Consider the following 20,870-nt stretch of genomic DNA (forward strand, 5'->3'; position numbering starts at 1 on the left):
AAAATCATTCCTTTTTATGAAATTTGAAAAGAAATCTTTAAAATTTTTAGAGAAATATTTAAACACTTCATCTCCAACAGGATACGAACACAAAGGACAAGAGGTTTGGATGGACTATATCAGACCCTATGTAGACAAGATTGAAGTGGATCATTACGGAACATGCTACGGTATCATCAATCCTGAAGCAGAATTTAAAGTAGTGATTGAAGCGCATGCTGATGAAATCTCGTGGTATGTAAACTATATTACAGATGATGGATTGATTTATGTAATCAGAAACGGAGGTTCAGACCAGACTATTGCTCCATCAAAAGTAGTACATATTCATGGAGAAAACGGAATTGTAAAAGGGGTATTCGGATGGCCGGCTATTCATACAAGATCCAACCAGAATGAGCCTACTCCAAAAATTGAAAATATCTTTATCGACTGTGGGGCTACTACTAAACAAGAGGTAGAAGACATGGGAATCTTTGTTGGATGCATGATTACTTACCCTGACGAGTTCTTCGAAATGAATGACAGATATTTTGTATGTAGAGCTCTTGACAACAGAATCGGAGGTTTTATGATTGCTGAAGTAGCAAGGCTTTTAAAGGAAAACAAAAAATCTATTCCGTTTGGTCTTTACATCACCAACTCCGTACAGGAAGAAGTAGGCTTATATGGAGCAGATATGATTGCTGACACCATAAAACCTAATATTGCAATTGTAACTGATGTAACCCATGATACCACTACCCCAATGATCGAAAAGAAAAAAGAAGGAGATCAGAAATGTGGTGCCGGACCGGTAGTATTCTTTGCTCCAAGTGTTCACCATACCATCAGAGAATTGATTATTGACACTGCAAAAACAAAGAAAATTCCTTATCAGAGGGCAGCAGCGAGCAGATCTACAGGAACAGATACAGATGCTTTTGCGCACTCCAACGGTGGTGTACCAAGTGCTTTAATTTCCTTACCTTTGCGCTATATGCATACAACGGTAGAAATGGTGTCTAAAGAAGACGTAGCGAATGTCATTAAATTGATCTACGAAACCGTTCTGAAGATTAAACCGGAAATGAAGCTGAAGTATCATTAAAGACATTAGATAACAGATATCAGACATTAGACTATAACAACAGCACTCTAAATCTGATGTCTGATGTCTGATGTCTGATGTCTGATGTCTGAAATCTAAGTAAAAGTATAAAAAGTAAAAATGAAAACGAAGCTTATTGCTCCATCCCTTTTATCTGCAGACTTTGGGAATCTGCAAAGAGATATTGAAATGCTGAACAGATCTCAGGCAGATTGGTTCCATATTGATGTAATGGACGGGAGATTTGTCCCTAACATTTCATTTGGTTTTCCCGTAATGAAAACCGTTCAGCAGCATGCTAAAAAATTCGTGGATGTTCACTTAATGATTGTGGAGCCTGAAAAATATGTTGATGAATTCATTAACCATGGCGCTGACCTTATTTCTGTACATTATGAAGCATGTACTCACCTTCACAGAACCATTCACCACATTCAGAGTAAAGGAGCAAAAGCAGGTGTTGTTTTGAACCCATCTACTCCTGTTTTAATGCTTGAAGACATTATTGCAGATGTGGATCTTGTATTATTGATGAGTGTAAATCCAGGATTTGGAGGACAGAAATTCATTGAAAACACTTATAAAAAGATTGCTGAAACCAAAGACCTGATCTTAAGTAACAACTCTACTGCTCTTATTGAAATAGACGGAGGAGTAAACCTTGATAACGCTTCTAAGCTTTTCGAAGCTGGAGCAGATGTTTTGGTTGCCGGAAATGCAGTATTCTCTGCAGAAAGCCCGGAAAGAACCATTGAGCTTTTGAAAATCTAAAAAGATATCAGTATAAAAAGACAAAAGGCAGCTCTATTCGAGCTGCCTTTTTCAATTTGAATTTGAGTCGCCTTGGTTATTAATTTTTTTTCAAAATTCTGTAATGTTTAAATTCCTTCTTAGTAACAATACAAAGATCTGTATAAAATTAATTACAGTCAATCCGTAGAAATACGGAATTTTAATCTGAGTATTTCCACCTATAGTAAAAACTTTATCTATAAGTCCTTATGCCAGATGCAGGCACAAACCGTTAACGTTATACTGATTACCGAAAAAACAGTTCTTATATTGTTCAGAAAATTCCATCTGTTTTCAAAATTATCACGCATTTGTTTGATAGCTTCAACTGTAGAGCCTGAGATATCAAATCTATCAAGCTGGTCATTCATTGGAACATTCCCAACCATTGTAACTCCGAAAACACCTATCAGATAAGCCAATGTAGCCAATAAAATAAAAATAAAGACCAGTTGTTCTCCCCTCAGGAAGAAAGTAGATACAGGAAGAAGTATAGCTGTTCCCATAAAGCTCATAAAAAAGACAGGATTCAGAATTTCACGGTTAATATTCTGCATAGCCTTCAAATATTCAACATCAGATAATTTACCTAATCCAAGAACTACAGAGCACGAATAAGCATAGAAAAGCCCAGCTATAAGTGCTGTAAGCACTGCTGTGATGATTAATAATACGGTTGTCATTTTCATATAATTTAGTTTGTGGTTATTAGAAGGATATCATTTAATAAGGATTCCATTTTTTAATGATATTCTGAGCAGCAAGAATCATCTCCGGATCCCAGTTTTTTGTTTTAAAATAATGGAATTCCTGACTTTTGATTGATGCAGGTCCGGCATTATCAAACAACAATTTTGTCAACAATGTTTGTTCTTCATGAAGAATCATATCTTCCAAAGGATTTTCAGAAAATCGGATTTCTTTTTTAGCCCAGAGATCTTTATTTGGAGTTCCGACATCCGATAAATCAATTAGTTTTTTGACTTTTGTAAAATCATCCAGAAAACTCTCCTTTTTTTCTTCTGCATCAATTGTATTACCGAGCCTTTCAATAATAATATATTCCAGGTTTTTACATTGAGATAATACAGAAGGTAGTACAGACAGAATATCTTCAGGAACTGCATCATCATGAGTATCCCTGCGTATAGGCTTTTTCCTGTAGATACTTTCTTGCCAGCTGCCACCTGACAGATGAATTTCCTTCACCTTATCCAAGGGATATAATTTGATGACCTCTTGCATTTCAACTTCGAAATTACAGGACTGACAGTAGATATTGTGAAGATCAAGAATCAGGAATCCATTGGTATCTTCTGTTAGTTTATCAAGAAATATTCCCTGTTCCATCACATCGTCCAATGAGAATGAGAAGGCAAGGTTTTCTATTCCGACAGGAACCTGTACAGCATCCTGTAATCTGTAAAGTCTGTCTTTTCCGATCTCTAGTGTTTTAGAGTGCAGAGAAACCGGTAATGGTACACCCTGATGAAAATTTTCGGTATTCATAAAACCGAAATGCTCCGTAATATGATTATAGTTTCTTTTACGAAATTCTTCTTTTAATTTTTTCAGCCAAATCTCCTGTCTTTTAGTCCATCGGGCATCAAATAAAGAATAATACACCCCATGTCCGATCAAACGATTATTTTCTGAATAAAAATCGAGCAGATCACTCAGCCAATCCGGTTCTTCAGCATCGTAGAATGTATCAAATGACCATTCAAGCACTTCAACAGAATTGCTTTGTAGTAAGGGCAAAATAGCAGAAACAAATTCCGTTTCTGCCATCATAGATAATCCTAGCAGCGGCCTTCCCATATTCTACCCCATTCCACACGCAGGACAAGAAAAATGATTAAGCACAACCGTGTCTTTCTTAACAACAGCTTTAGGTGTAGTTGGTTTAGGTTTTTCGGGACTTTCAGGAGCCGGAGCTACTTTTTTTACTTTCTTCACAGGCTTTTTAGTTTTGGCAGCTGGTTTTGTAGTTTGTGCAGAAACTCCTACCGCTAATAAACTTGCCATTAATAATGCTGGAATTTTCATAATGTTTTTTTAGAAGAGTTTTACAATAAACGTTCCATTTATAAAAATACAATAATAAGAAACGTTTTAATAACAATTATTTAGTAAATAGTAGAAACTATCTTATACTATACTGTTTTCTTTATTTATATTTAATGGTAAAATAAATCTATATATGAAGAACAGTTTGATTAAAGCCTTTTTCCTTGGATTGATATTATCTGCCCACAGCATCGATGCACAGGCTCAAACAGTTGACAACAGCAAAAAAATGGAATGGTTTAAAAATGCAAAACTGGGTATTTTTATTCATTGGGGAATCTACTCTGTCAACGGAATCTCTGAATCCTGGTCATTCTTCAATAATTATATTAATCACGAAAATTATATGAAACAGCTGAATGGTTTTTCAGCTTCAAAATACCAGCCAGAACAATGGGTAAATCTTATTAAGGAATCCGGAGCAAAATATGCTGTCATTACTACAAAACACCATGATGGAGTTTCACTATGGAACTCAAAGGCAGAAAAAGCAACAAGCATTCCTCAAAACTCCCTTGCAAAAAAAGATGTTTTAAGTCCTTTTGTTTCTGCGCTGAAAAAGTCAGGATTAAAAACAGGACTTTATTTCTCATTGCCGGATTGGAGTCATCCGTATTACGATATCAATACCCGGACAAAAAAACGTTACGAAATAAAAAATGAGCCTACACCCTGGCATAATTTCGTCAGCTATTATCAAAATCAGCTTAATGAACTTTCCTCTCAATATTCCCCGGATCTTCTTTGGTTCGATGGAGACTGGGAACATACTTCTGAGGAATGGAAAGCCTCTCAAACATTAGATTTACTCAAAAAATACAATCCTAATATTATCATCAATTCAAGACTCAACAATCATGGAGATTATGATACTCCTGAACAGGGTATTCCGATAATTCCGCCACAAAATCCATATTGGGAACTTTGCTACACCATGAATGATTCCTGGGGATATCAACCCTATGACAAAAGTTATAAGACCTCCAATATGATTGTAAGAACTCTGGTAGATGTGATTAGCATGGGGGGAAATCTTTTACTTGATATTGGTCCAAAATCAGACGGCACCATTCCGGAAGAACAGATTGAGATTCTTAAAAACCTTGGACGCTGGACAGCCAAAAATCAGCATGCTATTTATGAAACAACCCGAGGAATTCCTTTTGATAATTACAAAGGAAAATCATCTTTGTCAACCTCTAAAAAATCTTTATTTCTTTATCTTGATGAAGCCAAAAACTTTACAAAGATTTATGGATTGGCAACCAAGCCCCTTTCAGTAAAAATCATTGGAGATCCATCCGCTGTTGTTAAATTAGATTATAATGATGAAAAAACACTTACCTTGAACTTCTCCAATGTAAAATTTGACAAAGATGTTACTGTAGCAGAAGTTACTTTTGACAATCCGCCTATCTTTCTAAAAGATTTTAAGAAGAATGAACATCCTCTTACTGAAATACTGGAAATCAAAAATACTCAGGAAGCAGTGTATGATATAGCCAATGCTCTAAACTATGATAATAATTTAGTGACACATGATGGCCTTACCGATGATGGCCTTGACATGAAAATCAAGAAAACGCCTAAAACAAACACAGAAACCCTGCAATGGATAAGCAAACATGCAGAAGCATTATTTGAGACAGAGAAAGGATTACCAGAGGGGCATTTCTCAGGAATGAGCGCTTTATCAAAAGACAAACAGACTCTTTATCTCTTTGTAGAAGGAGCTCCTACCGGCCCTATTGCTCTAAAAGGAATAAAAAATGACATAGCAAGGATAAGAATTGTAGGCGATGGCAGCATGCTTACCCATACGATTTACAATAAGCTTTATTGGAGTGACCGTCCGGGAATTATTTACATAGATATCCCAAAAGAAAGACTGGATAAACAGATGACGGTTATAGCTGTTTTGCTTAATAAACCTATTGAGCTGTACAGAGAGAATATGGGATCTATTGAAAACAATCTTTAAGACATTCCGAAATAACAATTCACATAAAAAACAAAATCCGGAGAAAACAATTCTCCGGATCTTTTATTTTGTAAGAAATTCTATTAGAAAATCTCTCTTCCTGAAAAATGGAACTGAGCTTCGATTAATGCATTCTCGTCAGAATCTGAACCGTGAACAGCATTTTCTCCGATGCTTCTAGCAAACATTTTTCTGATTGTACCTTCTGCTGCTTCTGCAGGGTTAGTAGAACCGATTAATGTTCTGAAATCTTCAACTGCATTGTCTTTTTCTAAAACGGCAGCTACGATAGGACCAGAACTCATGAATTCTACTAATTCTCCATAAAATGGTCTTTCAGCGTGTACTTCATAGAATTTTTTTGCATCAGCAACTGTAAGCTGAGTTAATTTTAAAGCTTTGATTTTAAAACCTCCTTCAGCAATCTTACCCAATATTGCACCGATATGTCCGTCAGCAACTGCATCAGGCTTAATCATAGTGAATGTAATGTTAGACATAAATGTATATTTTTTTAATGGTGCAAAATTACAAAAAATATCTTTGATTTTTATTTTAATTTTTTTTAACATAAAAATAACTTTTATTAAGAAATCATGAACCAAGCTTTGGCACAGTAATTGTTAATTCTATTACGATTCTCATGTTTAATTTGAGTTTTCATGGTTATTAGTTTTTACCCAGCTTCGGCTGGGTTTTTTATTTGTAAAAAATCCGCATTTTTTTTATCAATTTGATAAAATCAAAAACCATATAAAAGTATATTAATATAGTATTGCTTCTACTTCAATCAATGCAATAATTGACATTTTCTTAATATTTTTTTATTTCCATAAATTTTAACACATAAAAGTGGAGTTATACAACAAATTAATAGTGACAAAAAGTAGAGTTATTCTAAAATTCAATTATTTTCATCTCAAAAAAATGGAAATAGGTTCCTCAAATTATTATTTTCTTTTTTCCATAAAAATTCACCAGAAATGAAAAATGGGATAAGAATAATTATTTAACCCGAGTTCAGGATAATAAAATTAAGGATAATAGACTGGAAACTGGAAGAGAGAGGCTGGAAGTTACTATCGGAGCTACAATTTCTAACGTTGCCGTAAAATTTGATGAAGCAGTCTTTAAAGGAATAATAAATGACAGGGTTAAGTTTTTTTTTAACCTCAACTCACTTCCCTCTCCCAGCTTCAGGCTTCCTTACGTACTAAAAACAGAAATGTCTTATCCCAACTCAGGTTATTTACTAACAGACAAACCTGTTAGGTTTATTTTCTATCAAAGAATATCTAAAAAAATACCTCCATATTTATGATATGAAGGTTTTTTTATCGATAGAAATTTTTACAGTTATTTTTGAGCAGCTTCTTCCGCTTCATCCATCAGCTTTATATAAGTTGCATAACGGGAATACTGGATTTCCCCTGTTTCAAGGGCATCAATTACAGCGCATTTCGGCTCATTGATGTGGAGACAATTATGAAACTTACATTCTTCTCTCTTTTTGAATATTTCCGGGAAATAATGCTGTACTTCTTCCTTTTCAATATCAATCATCGCAAATTCACGAACCCCGGGAGTGTCAATAACATTTCCACCAAAATGCCAGAAATGCATCTGTGCAAAGGTCGTCGTATGCTTCCCTTTTAAATGGGTATCTGAAATTTCGGAAGTTTTTAAGTTCAATCCGGGCTGTAATGCATTCACCAATGTAGATTTTCCACACCCTGAATGCCCGAAAAATACAGAAGTTTTATCTTTCAGCATTTCCTGAAGCTGGTCCAGATTTAGTTTTGAATACGATGAAATTTCCAAGGTGTCATACCCTATTTCCTGATAAAGGAACTCAATATCTTTTACAATTTCAATTTCCTCTTGATGGAGAACATCAATCTTATTGAAAAGAATTAAGGGTGTAATATTGTAGGCTTCACAACATGCCAGAAATCTGTCCAGAAAACCTAATGAGGTTTCCGGATGCTTCAAAGTAAAAATAAAGCATGCAAGGTCAATATTGGACGCAATAATATGGGCTTCTTTTGAAAGGTTAACAGATTTTCTGATCAGGTAATTCCTGCGTGATTCAATTTTTGTAATCCACGCAATATCATCCTGTTCAAGCTGAAACTCTACAAAATCTCCTACAGCAAGCGGATTGGTAAGTCTTGTTTTAATCAATTTGAATTTCCCCCTGATCCTGGCTTCGAAAATTTTATTTGTTTCCAATTCCAAAACCTGGTACCAACTTCCTGTAGATTTAATGATTTTTCCTTTCATAGATAATATAGTGCAAATATAAGGAATTAGGGCTTAGGGTTTAGAATATAGGTGAAAACAAATGTTTCAATTTCCTAAATTCATTTTCCCAAAGCCCTACTCCTATTATTTTATGTCTGCTATTTAGTTCTTATCAATCATGATACTGTTCTGTACCTCAATAGATTCTTCGTGAATCGCTTTGAATACCTTCTCAATAAAATCCTGAGACATTCCTGTTTCTTTTGCTTTTTGAGTCGCGTATTCTGTAATTACTTTCCAACGTTCTGGCTGGAAGATCGCAATATCATTTTCCTTTTTAAGCTTCCCGATTTTTTCTGAGATTTTCATCCTTTGAGAAAGAAGCTCAATTAACTGGAAATCAAGATCAGAGATCAGGGTTCTGTGTCTTCCCATTTCTCCTTCGAAACCAGCAAGATTTGTACTTCTTACTTTTAGATTTCCGATCAATTCTGACAATACTTCAGGTGTGATCTGCTGTGCAGCATCACTCCAAGCTTCATCAGGATTAGAATGTGTTTCGATAATGGCACCTTGGTAACCAACGTTAAGTGCTTCCTGAGTGATATCTGCCAATCCAGTTCTGTTTCCGCAGATGTGAGATGGGTCAATTAACATTGGAATATCGGGGAACTGGCTTTTGAAATCAAGAGCAATCTGCCAGTTAGGGTTATTTCTGTATTTTGTTTTTTGGTATGTTGAAAATCCTCTGTGAATTACCCCAAGGTTTTTAATATCCTGTCCTAAAAGTCTTTCTAAAGCACCAATCCATAAAGCAAGATCCGGATTTACAGGGTTTTTAACGAATACAGGCTTATCTGTTCCTCTTAAAGCCATTGCAATTTCCTGTACCGTGAAAGGGTTTACTGTAGAACGCGCTCCAATCCAAAGAACATCTACATCAGCCTCCAAAGCCGCAAATACGTGGTGTGCATTAGCAACTTCAGTTGCTGTTTTGAAACCGTATTCCTCTTTTACTTTTTTTAGCCAGTTCAAACCAATCACTCCTACTCCTTCAAACCCGTTAGGTTTAGTACGAGGCTTCCAGATTCCTGCACGGAAAACGGATACCTGAGCATTTGATTCTTTAATTCTTCTGGCTGTTTCAAGCATCTGAGCTTCACTTTCTGCACTACATGGTCCTGCAATCATTAACGGCTGTGTAAGCCCACTAATCCACTCGTTTTTTAAATCTTTTAAATTCATATTCTAAATTTTTATTGTTTTTTATATTTTTTGTTAAGTTCACAGCAATAGCCCTTTGATTATAAAATTTAATTTATAATTCTTTTCAAAAAATGCCGTTCAAAATTGTTTAAAGGAATCAGGAAAATGAAAGGGCTCTACTTCTCCTGTATTTTTTGGAAAGAAATTTTATTAACAGTACCAATAAAATCGGTAATACGTTCCAAAATTTCTAAAATAAGAAGCAGAAAAGCTAAAATAACCGCTAAAATAATTAGCGGGTGCAAAGAAAGACAGATATGTATTAGATAATTTTTCCATTTTATTCTGGAAATGTCTTTGTTTTAGCGTTTCTTACTATAATTTGTTTTTGTCGAAAAGTTATTTCTCGCAGAAAACTTTGACAAATATATAAAAATTATGTCAAATCAAACTTCATTAAATCATCAAGATCTTTCAAAATTGGATTTTTTTCTATGAATTTTTCGTAAATTTTTCTTTTGGTTACCACCTCAATCTTCAGATTTTCAACGTCTCGCACGTATTCTACCTCAATAGAATAATTTTGAACTTTTCTTCTGAAATGATTAAAAAATTCTCCACTTATTTTATCAAATTCCACTTTTGCCGAGTCGGAAGGGTACAAAACTTTGATCTTACTCTCCTCTATTTTCTCCAGCTTAAAGGTTTTCACTGCATTAAAAACAAAATTATTTTTTATCTGCAGCTGTTTAAGCATAATTTTCCATTCTGCCTGAAGGTCTGTATCTGTAAAATGGTTTTTGGGCAGATTATCGGCTCTCACCACGACATCTTCTGCTATCTCAGTTTTCTCTTCTTTATTTAGAAAAGAATTGATACTGAAGCCTGAAGCAACTCCTGGTCTTGATAAAGGTTTTGAGGTTTTGCTAATAACAGCAGCCTGAACATTTTCAGTCTGTGTAGTTTGTTCCGTTTTAACGTGCTCTTTTTTCTCCTGACCTTTTTCAGGGATTTTCACTTCCTGCTTTTCACTGAGAAACGGAGCCAGTATCAGGAATTTTTTTTTTTAGTAACGTCTGAATTAGCAGTCAGCGAAGCCAATTGCATTAATGCAATCTCAACAGTAAGTCTTGGGTTCTTGGAATTTTTGTAATTAATATCTGCATGATTACAGATTTCAATCCCGTCAATAAGTAGCTGCGCACTCCATTTCTGGCCTTGCTCTACAAACTTAGATTTTGTCTTCTCTCCTACTTCAATCAGCTCTATGGTTGAAGCGTTTTGAGCCATCATTAAATCTCTGAAGTGATTTCCTAATCCGGCAACAAAAATATGGGGATCAAATCCTTTTTTAACAATATCATTAAATGCGGAAAGGACTTCAGGAATTTTGTTTTCCTTGGCAAGATCCACAATATTCAGATATTGATCGTAATCCAGAATGTTCAGCACTTCTGCAGCTTTTGCCAGAGTAATATTTCTCTGGGAGAAAGTAGAAAGCCTGTCGAAGATAGAAAGCGCATCCCTTAATGCACCATCGGCCTTTTGTGCAATCAGGTACAGGGCGTCATCTTCGTATTGGATATTTTCTTTTTGAGCTATATCTTTAAGGTGTCCCTGGATATCCTCAATAGTGATTCTTTTAAAATCATAAATCTGACAACGGGATAGAATGGTTGGAATAATTTTATGCTTTTCCGTAGTAGCCAAGATGAAAATGGCATGAGCAGGCGGTTCTTCCAATGTTTTAAGGAAGGCATTGAAAGCGGCAGAAGACAGCATATGAACCTCGTCTATGATATATACTTTGTATTTACCAACCTGAGGAGCAAAGCGTACCTGGTCTATTAATTCTCTGATATCATCTACAGAGTTATTGGATGCTGCATCCAATTCATAGATATTATAAGCAAAGCCATCTTCTGAAACAGAGCCGTCTTTCTCGTTAATTTTTCTTGCTAAAATCCTGGCACAAGTAGTTTTACCCACACCACGAGGACCGCAGAAAAGCAACGCCTGAGCAAGTTGACTCTCTTCAATTGCATGTTCTAAAGTATCCGTAATATGGGATTGTCCTACCACTGTGTCAAACTCTTGAGGACGATATTTTCTTGCAGATACTATAAAATTTTCCATTGGTCAAAAATAAGAAATATAGTTTTAATTTGAAAATTAAAAGTTTCCAAATTATCCACAAAAACTTATTTTTGATCCAATCTGAAAACTTTTAATTATCATTTTTTTGTATTGTAGTAATGATCAATAATCTCAACAATTACTTTTTTTACTTCATCTCTGCCTTCGTCAGTTCTCATATCAATACCACAGAATTCTGTCCCGTTGTATGCAGGGAATAGATTCAGATAGTAAACTCCTGCTGCTATTAAAGCTAACATTGCTCTAACATTTTTAGCATTTTCCCCAAAATAAGGATCTGTTACATTTTCAAATAGATTAGCTGCTACATCTTCTCTTTGTTTGAGGATATTTTTAAGGATTGGTTTACTTTCAGAAAGTTCCCAAAGAATAATCTTCTGGAGCTCTTTATTTTTTTTCAAATTCTCAAATTGAGTAAGAATACCCTGGGTTAAGGCCTCTTTACCTATATGTACTTCTTCTTCAATATCCGGACTGAATTTGCTCCAATAATCCTGAGATTTGATATATTCATCAATAAGCTTATCAGTACTACCAAAGTACTCATAGATAAGTTTTTTATCAAAACCTGCTACTGCTGCAATCTTACTTACTTTCAGACCTGAATAGCCTTTTACTCTCAAAATTTTACCCACTGCTGCAAGCAGCTTCTGTTTGGTTTTTTCTTTGTCCCTAATTGGGCCCTGCACTACTTTTCTAGGCATAATTTATTATTTTTTTGCAATATGCATTTTTTTATTAATATCATCAAAGACATTAAGTGTTTTGTCGAGATGTTCTTTCTCGTGTCTTGCCGTTACGCTCATTCTGATACGCGCATCTTTTCTGGCCACAGCCGGATACATAATAGGATTTGTATATATTCCTTTTTCAAGTAATATCCGCCCTATATCCCACATTTTATTCTGATCTCCAATTTTCACCGGAATAATTGCTGAACAAGTAATCCCGGTATCTAAACCTAAATCATTAAGTCCTTTTTTAAAATAATTGATGTTATCCCAAAGTTTCTGTTGCCAGAATGGTTCTTCATCAATCAAATCAATTGCTTTTAAAATTCCGAAGGAAGACGGTGGAGGTGTTACTGAGAAAATATGCTGACGAGACTGGAACTTAAGAAATGATGCAATTTTTTTATTTGCAATCACATATCCTCCCAGGTTACCGAAAGTCTTGCTGAATGTTCCTGTCATAAAATCTACTTTATCAAATAAGGCATCATCTTCTAGGGCTCCTCTACCGGTTTTTCCTAAAACCCCCACTCCATGTGCATCATCAACCATCAGATAAGCGTTGTATTTTTTAACAAGATCAGAAATTTCCTTAGCGCGCGAAGTATCTCCTTCCTGGGAATATACTCCATCCACGATAACAAGCTTTGTACGGTACGTATTTTCACATACCTTCAAAATGTGTTCCAAAGCTTCCAAATTATTATGAGGAAATGTTTTTTTATTTGTAAAAGCACATCCTTCATGCACACTGGCATGTACCCCCATATCTAAAATTGCAATATCTTCCTTCTGCATTAAAATCTGCAAAGTGGCACTATTAGCTGTATATCCCGAAGTAAAAAGCACTACTTCGTCATCATTTCTTCCGAAAAAATTGGCTATTTTTTTCTCTATTTCATTATGATAGTCAAAGTATCCTCCAATAAGGGGTGATGCTCCTGTACCCGTTCCATATTTTTCGATCCCCTCAATAGCCGCCAATTTTACTTTTGGGTGTTGTGTTAACCCTAAGTAATCGCTTGTCACAAAACTTACATACTGTTTATTCTGGTTAGCAATATCAATGTTTAATATTGCATCGGTGCCTGAAGTATTTTTCAGTCTGTAATTCATGTGCCCTCTAGATTTCATCTCATCTAGAAATTCATAAAAATAATTTGCTCTTTGAGAAATATCATAATCAGGGATATTCTCGAAATCTTTAAATGTTGCTGTTGCAAAATCAATATTCATCCTAAGTTATTTAGTGGTGTTCTGTATAACAAATATATAACTATAAATGGGGTATCATAGGATCAATGCGATTAAAAAAAATTAAAGGCACTTCAGTTTTATACCAATTTAATTATATATCAGTCGTTTTATCATTTTTTTGATTTAATTAATTTTCTAGATTTAAATTTAATAAAAAAAATAAAACCATAAAGAAATATAAATAAAGAAATCACAAAAACTCCCATCATCTAATACAACTATCTCATTTATAAAAGATTATTTTTTCAATAATTTTCAAAATCGAAAACATTAATCTCAGAAACCATACTGACAACTACACTTTTTATATTTAATCACAAAATAAAGAAATAAATTATATAAAACCATACTATCTATCAGGTTTTTTGGAAGAAATTAAACTTATCTTCCTGAGGCCTTTCTGAAATTACCAGGTGTTTCGCCTGTCATTTTTTTGAAGAATTTTGAAAAATTGGAGGGATCATAAGTAAATATACGGGCAATTTCTGCAACAGAATAGTCTGAATCTGTAAGCATTTGTTTAGCTTGCCTGATAATTGCATCATCATAAAAGTAACAGGGATGTTGTCCTGTTTCTTTTTTTATGGTATCGGTAAGGTGCTTGTGAGAGACAGCTAGCTTTCCAGCAATTTCATTTACCTCCATAAATTCAGACACATCTCCTGAAATCACTTGCTGGATATGATTTTCTAAAAAATTAAAATACTGATGGGTAATTTCTTCGCTTCTTTTCATCTTGTTTTTTTACGTATAATTAATTAAAATTATAAAAATAAAAATACGAATTAAAATCCACATGGTGAACTTTTCGGGCAAGTATAAAAAAACAATAACTCTACTTTTTTTAATATTTTAAAAGTTGATAAATTTCTAATATTGCAATTATATTTAATCGAATTCTGATTTCATGAGAAAAAAACAAAAGATCTCCTGAAGAGACCTTTATTTTTTAAAGATAAATCGCTTGTGTTCTTAGAATCTTTATTAGAGTAAACAATCTCTATTCATCACTATAGAAACTGTTTGCAAAAGTAGGTATACTGCCATATCCGGTCAAAAAAAAACTGTAGAATAAACATCATATTTTTGTAAAACTTTTACTACAAAAACCTAACAGATAAAGGCTATTCACAATAAATTACGCCAGATAGAAAAAAAAACATCAATCAACAAACTTTATCTTGTTGTATTTCAGTAACAACAGATAATAATTTACCCTCTTAGCCCTCATTTCTATAATATTAAAAAAATGTTCAGATTATGTAGAAAATGAATTTAAAAAAAACAAAATCAGATTCATTATAACCGATTTCGTAAAATAAATTATCACATGGTGTAGAAATATTACTACAAAAAAGCCGACTAATATCAGCATCTGCATCAACAAATACCGACAAAACTCATATTAAAACAAATCAAAACATGCTAATTTATCTGTATAATTTCATTATTTTTACACCATCAAACGAAACCATTTTAACACTTAAAAACACAGAGGCAAAAAACTAATGACAAAAATTTATTTTCAATCGTTCTTATCTATTAAAAAAACTTCGACTTGTACAAAAACTATTATTAACCGTTTTTTGCTTTAGCAGGAAACACAGATCAGTTTTACATGAGAGTTTGGGCATTGTTTTTTACTTGCTTATATTTCAACATATACGGACAACACTATACTTCTACCTGGTATAATATTGACAATGGACTTCCACAAAGCAGTGCAAAGGCTATTGTTAAGGATAGGTATGGCTTTATCTGGATCTCTACAGAAAACGGTCTTGTACGGTATGACGGGAGTTCCTTTATTACTTTCAACAATTTTAAAATCAACAATCTTCACTTTGGTGAATTTATTGGTGACCCTTCTCAGGACAGCATTACAACGCTTAATGACTTCCAGGAAAGCAAGGTCATTATTAAAAACAGATTTCCTAAGCTGACACAGCTTCACAGCAGTGACAGGATAACTTTCACAACCGGGAATGAATTGGTGCACCGGGTTGCGAATAATATCCTGGCCTGTAATTTTTACAATGACATCCAGTACTTTGTAAGGCTCAAAAATTCAACTTATAATTTTACCGATAACAACCTCATCATTTATAAGGATCATAAAGGGAATGAAACAAAAATATCCATTCCTTTTTCTAATAAGGATCTGAACAACATGTTCGTATTCAATGAAGTTCTTTTTATTAATGACATCCGGAATAGAAAGACTTATTCTATTGATAACGGGAAAGTTTCCATTCATGATGAACCGAATCTTTTTAATGACCCCAATACGAGGATTTATTGGCAACAGATTACCAATCAGACTTTTGTTATCAATCACAATGATATTTACATTGTAGTAGGCAATCCAAAGAAACCTTCTCTTAAATTTCTCGTACAATACAATGAAATAGGGAGCCACTCCTATTGTTCTATGTTTTATGGATGGAAATTCAACAAGCTTTACCTTGGAACGCTGAATAATGGTTTAAATGTTCTGAAACTCTCCGACTTCTATGTAGCCAAGAAAAAAGAGGACTTCTCCAACAATGTTTACTATACTTCCCTACCCTTCAGTAAGAATACAATCATTGCAGAAGACGGGACGGAATTCGGGAGAGATGGAATTGTGAAGAAGTATCCTTTTGGTGATAATAACAACTATCTTATGATGTATGACAAAGCTGGAAATATATTGATCCGGAAAAGAAGCTGCGTTATTAAGTTTTACAAAGATTCCGGTTATAAAAGGAAGGATTCTACTTTTATAAAACAGGGATTTCAGGCTTTCTTACAGAGTGGAAGTCTTTATGGAGCTTCATTTTCAGGTTCATCAAAAAGTCAGCTTCAGATCTTTAAGGAAGATACATTCACAAAACCGGATTATACTTATGAATTTAATAGTTTTGTCAATACTTTCTTTCAGTACAATGAAAACGAGATCCTAGTAGGTAATAATGATGGTTTGTATTCTATAGTATTGGGAAGCAAAACCATTACTCCTGTTCACAAAAATATTCATGTTAAAAGTATTATCAGAACGAAAGATAATCTGATTTGGGTGATGACCAATAAGAGTGGCTTCTATCTTCTCAGAGACAGAAAGCTCATTAAAATGCCGACTGACAGAAGTAACAATCTTATGGCTGCTCATTATATTCTGGAGGATAGAAATGGGTTCTACTGGATATCTTCCAATAACGGACTTTTCAAGGTTCCGAAAAAACAGCTGCTGCAATATGCACAGGATGGGAATAAACCAGTTTATTATTATCGTTTCACTAAAAGAGATGGGTTCCTGACTAATGAATTCAACGGTAGTTCACAGCCTAACGCTTATGCACTGGAAAATGGTGACTTTGTGTTTCCTTCCATGGATGGATTTGTATTCTTTAATCCGGACAGCGTCAAAACTTTCTATCCAGACAAAAATAAAATCTATATAGAAAGAGTAAGGATTGGAAATTCTGAACCTCAATATTTCCATCACACTCTTGATCTTCAAAACAGTTATAAAACCGCGGAAATTTTTATTGATATACCCTATTTTTCCAATCCGGAAAACCTTTATTTAGAGGGTAAAATCTCTGGAAAGGAAAACTCTGAGTGGGAACCCATCTCCACCGGAAAGGAACTGAAATATACCATCAGTAACCTTACTCCGGGAGATTATACGCTGAGTGTAAGAATGCTGGTTTCGCCAGAGGGAAAATTTGTACAAAAGTCTATCCGTTTCAAAATTCAACCCCTTTTTTATCAGACATTACTGTTCCGCGTTACTGCTTCTATCATCATTTTGCTAGTCATTATTATGATTGTTCAGCTGATGACCAATTTTTTAAGAATAAAAAACAGAGTATTAAAGCAGATTGTTCACAATAAGAATTCGGAGTTAAAGGAAACATCACTTAATCTTGAAGTGGTAAAAAGTGATTTGCGAAAGGAGACTGAATACCAGAAAAAATTGGTAGAGACCATCAGTCATGATATCACCACACCTATCAGATTTATTGCAATGCTTTCGCAGAAACTTCATGAATCTGATGATTTAGAACTTCAGAAAAAATATTTTGACAGTATTTATAAGTCTTCTGAACAACTTTATCAGTTTACTCTGAATTTAAAAGAATATACTGAACTTTACAAAGCTGAGAATATTTTTGAAGAAGAAGAATATCCGGTTAACAGGATTTTGGAAATCAAGAAAAAACTTTTCTGCGAAATTGCCAAAGAGAGAGGAACAAAAATCATCAATATAGTGGAAAACAATGTATATTCTCATGTTAACGAAAGTATACTAACTGCTATTATCCATAATATCCTTGATAACGCAGTGAAAAACACCTTTGATGGAGAAATACACCTTAATGCAATCGAAATTAATCAAAAAATCACCATAACCATCTCTGATACGGGAACAGGAATGCCGGATGAACAGATTAACATGTATATGAATTTATTCAGAAATCCTAAACTGGAAACCCCAAGTTTTAAAGGAAAAGGCCTTGGCCTACACATGGTTATTCATTTGGTTAAAAAAATAAATGCTGAAATCAGTTTCAGGCATAACCAACCACAGGGAACAATTGTGGAATTAATGCTCAATAAAAACTAATTTACTATGAATGAAAGAATCTTAATTGCTGATGATCACTATGTAGTCAGAGCAGGCACCGCATTGGTCCTGGAAACCGGATTTCCGGAACTGAAGATAGATTTTGCAGAAAACTACGGACAGGTAAAGAAGATGTTGGAATCCCATGATTACAGCCTTATTATTTTAGATATTGATATGCCCGGAACTCAATATAAAAAGATGATCTCTGAGCTTAAAGCGATACAGAGTGATATTAAAATCCTTGTGTTTTCAGGATATGACAAAGATGTAGCAATACAATATATCCGGGAAGGTGCTGAGGGCTATCTGAACAAGCAAAGCAGTGAGGAAGAAATTAAAAATGCAGTACGAACCGTTATTGAGAAAGGATACTTCTACCCTGCAGAACTGATTGGGCTTATCATTCAAAATAAAAAAAGTAATCCTGCTGAAAAGCTGTCATCCAGAGAATATGAAATCTTTAAGCTGCTAGCAGATGGAAACGGAAACCTTGAAATTGCTAACAGGCTCAACATTCAAATGTCAACGGTAAGTACCTACAAAAAAAGGATATTCCAGAAGCTTGATGTAGCCAATATTGCAGAGCTAATTAAGGTGTATGAAATGATGCACTGATGTTGATAAGATGCCAGGAAGCCTGAAGCTGGTAGAAGGAAGTTATTAAGTCTTTAAGAACAAGAGAAAATCTCGTTGTATGAACTGAAGAGAACTCATTATTAAATTTTCGTGGATATCAAATAATTTTCTCTCTTTCCAGCTTCCCTACTCTATAATCAACTCCTATCGCAGTGATTGAGATAATGATTTTTACATTAAAAAAATAATCAGGAAATTTACAGAATCTTATTTTCTATGAACCCATTGCATTGTAACTGCAAAAAATCATGAATCCACTAGAAAAAGCAGATCAGGGAAGCCAACGTTTCCGATATATAAAACTTTGTATTTTTTTTTCCGGACTGTCGGTATTCGCACAGCTTTATCTTTTTCAGCCAATGCTGCCAATGGCCGCGGAACATTTTAATGTATCTGTTGGAGATACTTCCTTATTGGTCTCATCATCTACTATCGGAATGGCATTGGGATTATTGTTCTTTGCTTTTAAAGCAGACAGTTATTCAAGGAAAGGACTGATGACTTTTTCATTGATTTCATCCGCCTTATTAACCATTATTTCAACATGGATCCCAAGCCTTAGTCTTCTGATTGCTATCGGGATTTTTAAAGGATTTGTGGTTTCCGGGGTTTCTGCGGTTGCTCTTGCCTATCTTACAGAAGAAGTAAGTGCTGCGGTTATAGGTACTGCCATCAGTATGTACCTTAGTGGAAATACTATTGGGGGAATGAGTGGAAGAATTCTGGCTACAATTCTAGCCGGAGAATTTGGCTGGCGTAATGCAGTTCTGGTGATCGGAATAGAAAGCCTTATCCTGGGGGCTATATTCTGGAAGTTTTTTCCTGAATCCAAATTCTTCAGTCCACAGAAAACAGATTATCACCTTAAGGTAAAACAAATGAAGTTTTTCCTTACCCATCCTTATATGTTTCGGTTGTATCTTATAGCAGCCCTTGTGATGGGGGTTTTTGTGAGTGTTTACAATTATCTTACCTTCAGACTGGAGGCTCAGCCATTTTCATTAAGTCATTTTATCATCGCTTTTATATTCCTGATGTATATCTTCGGGGTTTTCGGGACTATGACTGTTGGGAGACTTTCCAAAAGAATTACGGCAAATACTATTCTGAAAGGTTCTATTATCAGTATGCTTATCGGCGCTTTATTATTACTGTCTGAAAACATTTATATTCTCATTTTTGGCCTTGGATTATTTACTTTTTCTTTTTTTGCCGCCCACACCATGGCCAGTCAGATGACTGCATTGTATGCCAAACGAGGCAAATCTTCAGCAACGTCTATTTACTGGCTCTTCTATTACTTTGGATCGAGTATTCTGGGAAGTGGCACCGGATATCTTCTCCACTCCTATTCCTGGAACGTTTTCATTGCCTTTCTGGTTATTTCTGTAGTAACAGCACTTCTTCTCGCAACAGCCAATACTTCTCCCAAAGGCAAAAAAAATTGATACCCTACGCGTACCTCATTTAATTTTATAGGAAAAACAAAATGAAACAGCTATATTATTTCATTTTAACATATTTTTAATTTTTCCTATTAAAATTTAACCTAATCTTCACGAAAACACCATCTTACAATCTAATGCAAGGCATAATATTTGATACTTATAAAGTACCATATCATCCACTAAAATTCAAAATATTATGAACGTAGCAGATCTTAAAATCAAAAACTTAGTCGAGTACAAAAATCAGATTTATACGATCACTGAGATTTTTCAGAATGTAGAACAGGCTTATTTTGTTAAAATTGAAAATGACATTCACGGTATCTCGGTTCCGGCAGATTCTATCAGACCTATTAAAATAACAGAAGAATGGCTTGAGAAACTGGGGTTTTCAAAAACGTACAGTTCAGACCAAAGTATCAGATATGAAAGACCGGAAACTTTTATAAAATACGACATCGACCTGAGTTCCAGAAAAATAATGGAAGGGTTGAAAATTTATGGTAATGCCATCAAATGTAGGTATATCCACGAGTTTCAGAACATTTTCTCTTGCTTATTTGGAAAAGAACCGGCATTGCATTTTGGCTACCTAAAGACAGAATCATAGTTAAATAGTTCTTAGTTATCAAAAACCACAGTT

Annotated in this window: 18 protein-coding genes; 7 read left to right on the forward strand and 11 right to left on the reverse strand. The window is 34.5% G+C overall.

Annotation, left to right across the window (positions count from 1 at the left end):
- Positions 1 to 16 precede the first annotated feature (16 nt).
- On the forward strand, positions 17 to 1,090 hold the full coding sequence (locus J2772_RS14180) for a M28 family peptidase (RefSeq protein WP_209917739.1): 1,074 nt from the start codon (positions 17 to 19) through the stop codon (positions 1,088 to 1,090).
- Positions 1,091 to 1,210: 120 nt separating this feature from the next.
- On the forward strand, positions 1,211 to 1,861 hold the full coding sequence (gene rpe / locus J2772_RS14185) for a ribulose-phosphate 3-epimerase (RefSeq protein WP_045496054.1): 651 nt from the start codon (positions 1,211 to 1,213) through the stop codon (positions 1,859 to 1,861).
- Positions 1,862 to 2,079: 218 nt separating this feature from the next.
- Here rpe and J2772_RS14190 read toward each other — a convergent pair whose 3' ends face one another.
- The 3 genes from J2772_RS14190 to J2772_RS14200 are packed head-to-tail and all read right to left on the reverse strand — an operon-like array spanning position 2,080 to position 3,931.
- Positions 2,080 to 2,565, reverse strand: coding sequence for a DUF1772 domain-containing protein (locus J2772_RS14190; RefSeq protein WP_245365228.1), 486 nt, complete (start codon positions 2,563 to 2,565; stop codon positions 2,080 to 2,082).
- 40 nt (positions 2,566 to 2,605) lie between these two features.
- Positions 2,606 to 3,703 (reverse strand): DUF692 family multinuclear iron-containing protein, encoded by a 1,098-nt coding sequence (locus tag J2772_RS14195; RefSeq protein ID WP_209917743.1) that lies wholly within the window; start codon positions 3,701 to 3,703, stop codon positions 2,606 to 2,608.
- Positions 3,704 to 3,706: 3 nt separating this feature from the next.
- Positions 3,707 to 3,931, reverse strand: a complete 225-nt coding sequence (locus J2772_RS14200; RefSeq protein WP_209917744.1) for a hypothetical protein — start codon at positions 3,929 to 3,931, stop codon at positions 3,707 to 3,709.
- Positions 3,932 to 4,085: 154 nt separating this feature from the next.
- Between J2772_RS14200 and J2772_RS14205 the strand changes: the two genes are divergently transcribed.
- The gene (locus J2772_RS14205; protein ID WP_209917746.1) at positions 4,086 to 5,933 is read left to right on the forward strand and encodes an alpha-L-fucosidase; all 1,848 of its coding nucleotides are present in this window, start codon (positions 4,086 to 4,088) and stop codon (positions 5,931 to 5,933) included.
- An 83-nt stretch (positions 5,934 to 6,016) separates the two neighbouring features.
- Here the strand turns inward: J2772_RS14205 and J2772_RS14210 are convergent, their stop codons facing one another.
- The 8 genes from J2772_RS14210 to J2772_RS14245 all read right to left on the reverse strand — a co-directional run bounded on the left by J2772_RS14210 (position 6,017) and on the right by J2772_RS14245 (position 14,263).
- Positions 6,017 to 6,433, reverse strand: coding sequence for a nucleoside-diphosphate kinase (locus J2772_RS14210; RefSeq protein WP_034722935.1), 417 nt, complete (start codon positions 6,431 to 6,433; stop codon positions 6,017 to 6,019).
- An 856-nt stretch (positions 6,434 to 7,289) separates the two neighbouring features.
- Positions 7,290 to 8,216: a ribosome small subunit-dependent GTPase A gene (rsgA, locus tag J2772_RS14215; RefSeq protein ID WP_209917748.1), complete on the reverse strand. Its 927-nt coding sequence runs from the start codon at positions 8,214 to 8,216 to the stop codon at positions 7,290 to 7,292.
- A 123-nt stretch (positions 8,217 to 8,339) separates the two neighbouring features.
- Positions 8,340 to 9,422 (reverse strand): chorismate mutase, encoded by a 1,083-nt coding sequence (locus tag J2772_RS14220; RefSeq protein ID WP_209917750.1) that lies wholly within the window; start codon positions 9,420 to 9,422, stop codon positions 8,340 to 8,342.
- A 397-nt stretch (positions 9,423 to 9,819) separates the two neighbouring features.
- On the reverse strand, positions 9,820 to 10,401 hold the full coding sequence (locus tag J2772_RS24195) for a hypothetical protein (protein WP_245365229.1): 582 nt from the start codon (positions 10,399 to 10,401) through the stop codon (positions 9,820 to 9,822).
- Positions 10,402 to 10,433: 32 nt separating this feature from the next.
- Positions 10,434 to 11,519: a DNA polymerase III subunit gamma/tau gene (gene dnaX, locus J2772_RS14230; RefSeq protein WP_209917752.1), complete on the reverse strand. Its 1,086-nt coding sequence runs from the start codon at positions 11,517 to 11,519 to the stop codon at positions 10,434 to 10,436.
- A gap of 98 nt (positions 11,520 to 11,617) precedes the next feature.
- Positions 11,618 to 12,244, reverse strand: coding sequence for a TetR/AcrR family transcriptional regulator (locus J2772_RS14235; RefSeq protein WP_209917754.1), 627 nt, complete (start codon positions 12,242 to 12,244; stop codon positions 11,618 to 11,620).
- A gap of 6 nt (positions 12,245 to 12,250) precedes the next feature.
- Positions 12,251 to 13,507 carry an aminotransferase class I/II-fold pyridoxal phosphate-dependent enzyme gene (locus J2772_RS14240; protein ID WP_209917757.1) on the reverse strand — a complete coding sequence of 419 codons (1,257 nt, stop codon included), beginning with the start codon at positions 13,505 to 13,507 and terminating at the stop codon, positions 12,251 to 12,253.
- Between the two features lie 402 nt (positions 13,508 to 13,909).
- Positions 13,910 to 14,263, reverse strand: coding sequence for a helix-turn-helix domain-containing protein (locus J2772_RS14245; protein ID WP_209917758.1), 354 nt, complete (start codon positions 14,261 to 14,263; stop codon positions 13,910 to 13,912).
- Between the two features lie 883 nt (positions 14,264 to 15,146).
- Here J2772_RS14245 and J2772_RS14250 point away from each other — a divergent pair.
- The 4 genes from J2772_RS14250 (at position 15,147) to J2772_RS14265 (ending at position 20,837) form a co-directional block, all read left to right on the forward strand.
- Complete coding sequence (locus J2772_RS14250; protein WP_209917760.1) at positions 15,147 to 18,140, forward strand: sensor histidine kinase; 2,994 nt, start codon at positions 15,147 to 15,149, stop codon at positions 18,138 to 18,140.
- Between the two features lie 6 nt (positions 18,141 to 18,146).
- Entirely contained in the window at positions 18,147 to 18,758 is a 612-nt protein-coding gene (locus tag J2772_RS14255; protein WP_209917762.1) for a response regulator transcription factor, read from the forward strand.
- Positions 18,759 to 19,027: 269 nt separating this feature from the next.
- Positions 19,028 to 20,227, forward strand: coding sequence for an MFS transporter (locus J2772_RS14260; RefSeq protein ID WP_209917764.1), 1,200 nt, complete (start codon positions 19,028 to 19,030; stop codon positions 20,225 to 20,227).
- 196 nt (positions 20,228 to 20,423) lie between these two features.
- Positions 20,424 to 20,837: a hypothetical protein gene (locus tag J2772_RS14265; RefSeq protein WP_209917766.1), complete on the forward strand. Its 414-nt coding sequence runs from the start codon at positions 20,424 to 20,426 to the stop codon at positions 20,835 to 20,837.
- Positions 20,838 to 20,870 lie beyond the last annotated feature (33 nt).

The organism is Chryseobacterium jejuense, assembly GCF_017877355.1.
Classification (GTDB): domain Bacteria; phylum Bacteroidota; class Bacteroidia; order Flavobacteriales; family Weeksellaceae; genus Chryseobacterium; species Chryseobacterium jejuense_A.

Bases quoted from the DNA above. Each gene is read 5' to 3' on its own strand.
- J2772_RS14240 (WP_209917757.1), bottom strand. From the start codon at position 13,507: ATGAATATTGATTTTGCAACAGCAACATTTAAAGATTTCGAGAATATC.
- J2772_RS14210 (WP_034722935.1), bottom strand. From the start codon at position 6,433: ATGTCTAACATTACATTCACTATGATTAAGCCTGATGCAGTTGCTGAC.
- dnaX (WP_209917752.1), bottom strand. From the start codon at position 11,519: ATGGAAAATTTTATAGTATCTGCAAGAAAATATCGTCCTCAAGAGTTT.
- rpe (WP_045496054.1), top strand. From the start codon at position 1,211: ATGAAAACGAAGCTTATTGCTCCATCCCTTTTATCTGCAGACTTTGGG.
- J2772_RS14195 (WP_209917743.1), bottom strand. From the start codon at position 3,703: ATGGGAAGGCCGCTGCTAGGATTATCTATGATGGCAGAAACGGAATTT.
- J2772_RS14235 (WP_209917754.1), bottom strand. From the start codon at position 12,244: ATGCCTAGAAAAGTAGTGCAGGGCCCAATTAGGGACAAAGAAAAAACC.
- J2772_RS14245 (WP_209917758.1), bottom strand. From the start codon at position 14,263: ATGAAAAGAAGCGAAGAAATTACCCATCAGTATTTTAATTTTTTAGAA.
- J2772_RS14180 (WP_209917739.1), top strand. From the start codon at position 17: ATGAAATTTGAAAAGAAATCTTTAAAATTTTTAGAGAAATATTTAAAC.
- J2772_RS14255 (WP_209917762.1), top strand. From the start codon at position 18,147: ATGAATGAAAGAATCTTAATTGCTGATGATCACTATGTAGTCAGAGCA.
- J2772_RS14260 (WP_209917764.1), top strand. From the start codon at position 19,028: ATGAATCCACTAGAAAAAGCAGATCAGGGAAGCCAACGTTTCCGATAT.
- J2772_RS14220 (WP_209917750.1), bottom strand. From the start codon at position 9,422: ATGAATTTAAAAGATTTAAAAAACGAGTGGATTAGTGGGCTTACACAG.
- J2772_RS14250 (WP_209917760.1), top strand. From the start codon at position 15,147: ATGAGAGTTTGGGCATTGTTTTTTACTTGCTTATATTTCAACATATAC.
- J2772_RS14200 (WP_209917744.1), bottom strand. From the start codon at position 3,931: ATGAAAATTCCAGCATTATTAATGGCAAGTTTATTAGCGGTAGGAGTT.
- J2772_RS14205 (WP_209917746.1), top strand. From the start codon at position 4,086: ATGAAGAACAGTTTGATTAAAGCCTTTTTCCTTGGATTGATATTATCT.
- J2772_RS14265 (WP_209917766.1), top strand. From the start codon at position 20,424: ATGAACGTAGCAGATCTTAAAATCAAAAACTTAGTCGAGTACAAAAAT.
- J2772_RS14190 (WP_245365228.1), bottom strand. From the start codon at position 2,565: ATGACAACCGTATTATTAATCATCACAGCAGTGCTTACAGCACTTATA.
- rsgA (WP_209917748.1), bottom strand. From the start codon at position 8,216: ATGAAAGGAAAAATCATTAAATCTACAGGAAGTTGGTACCAGGTTTTG.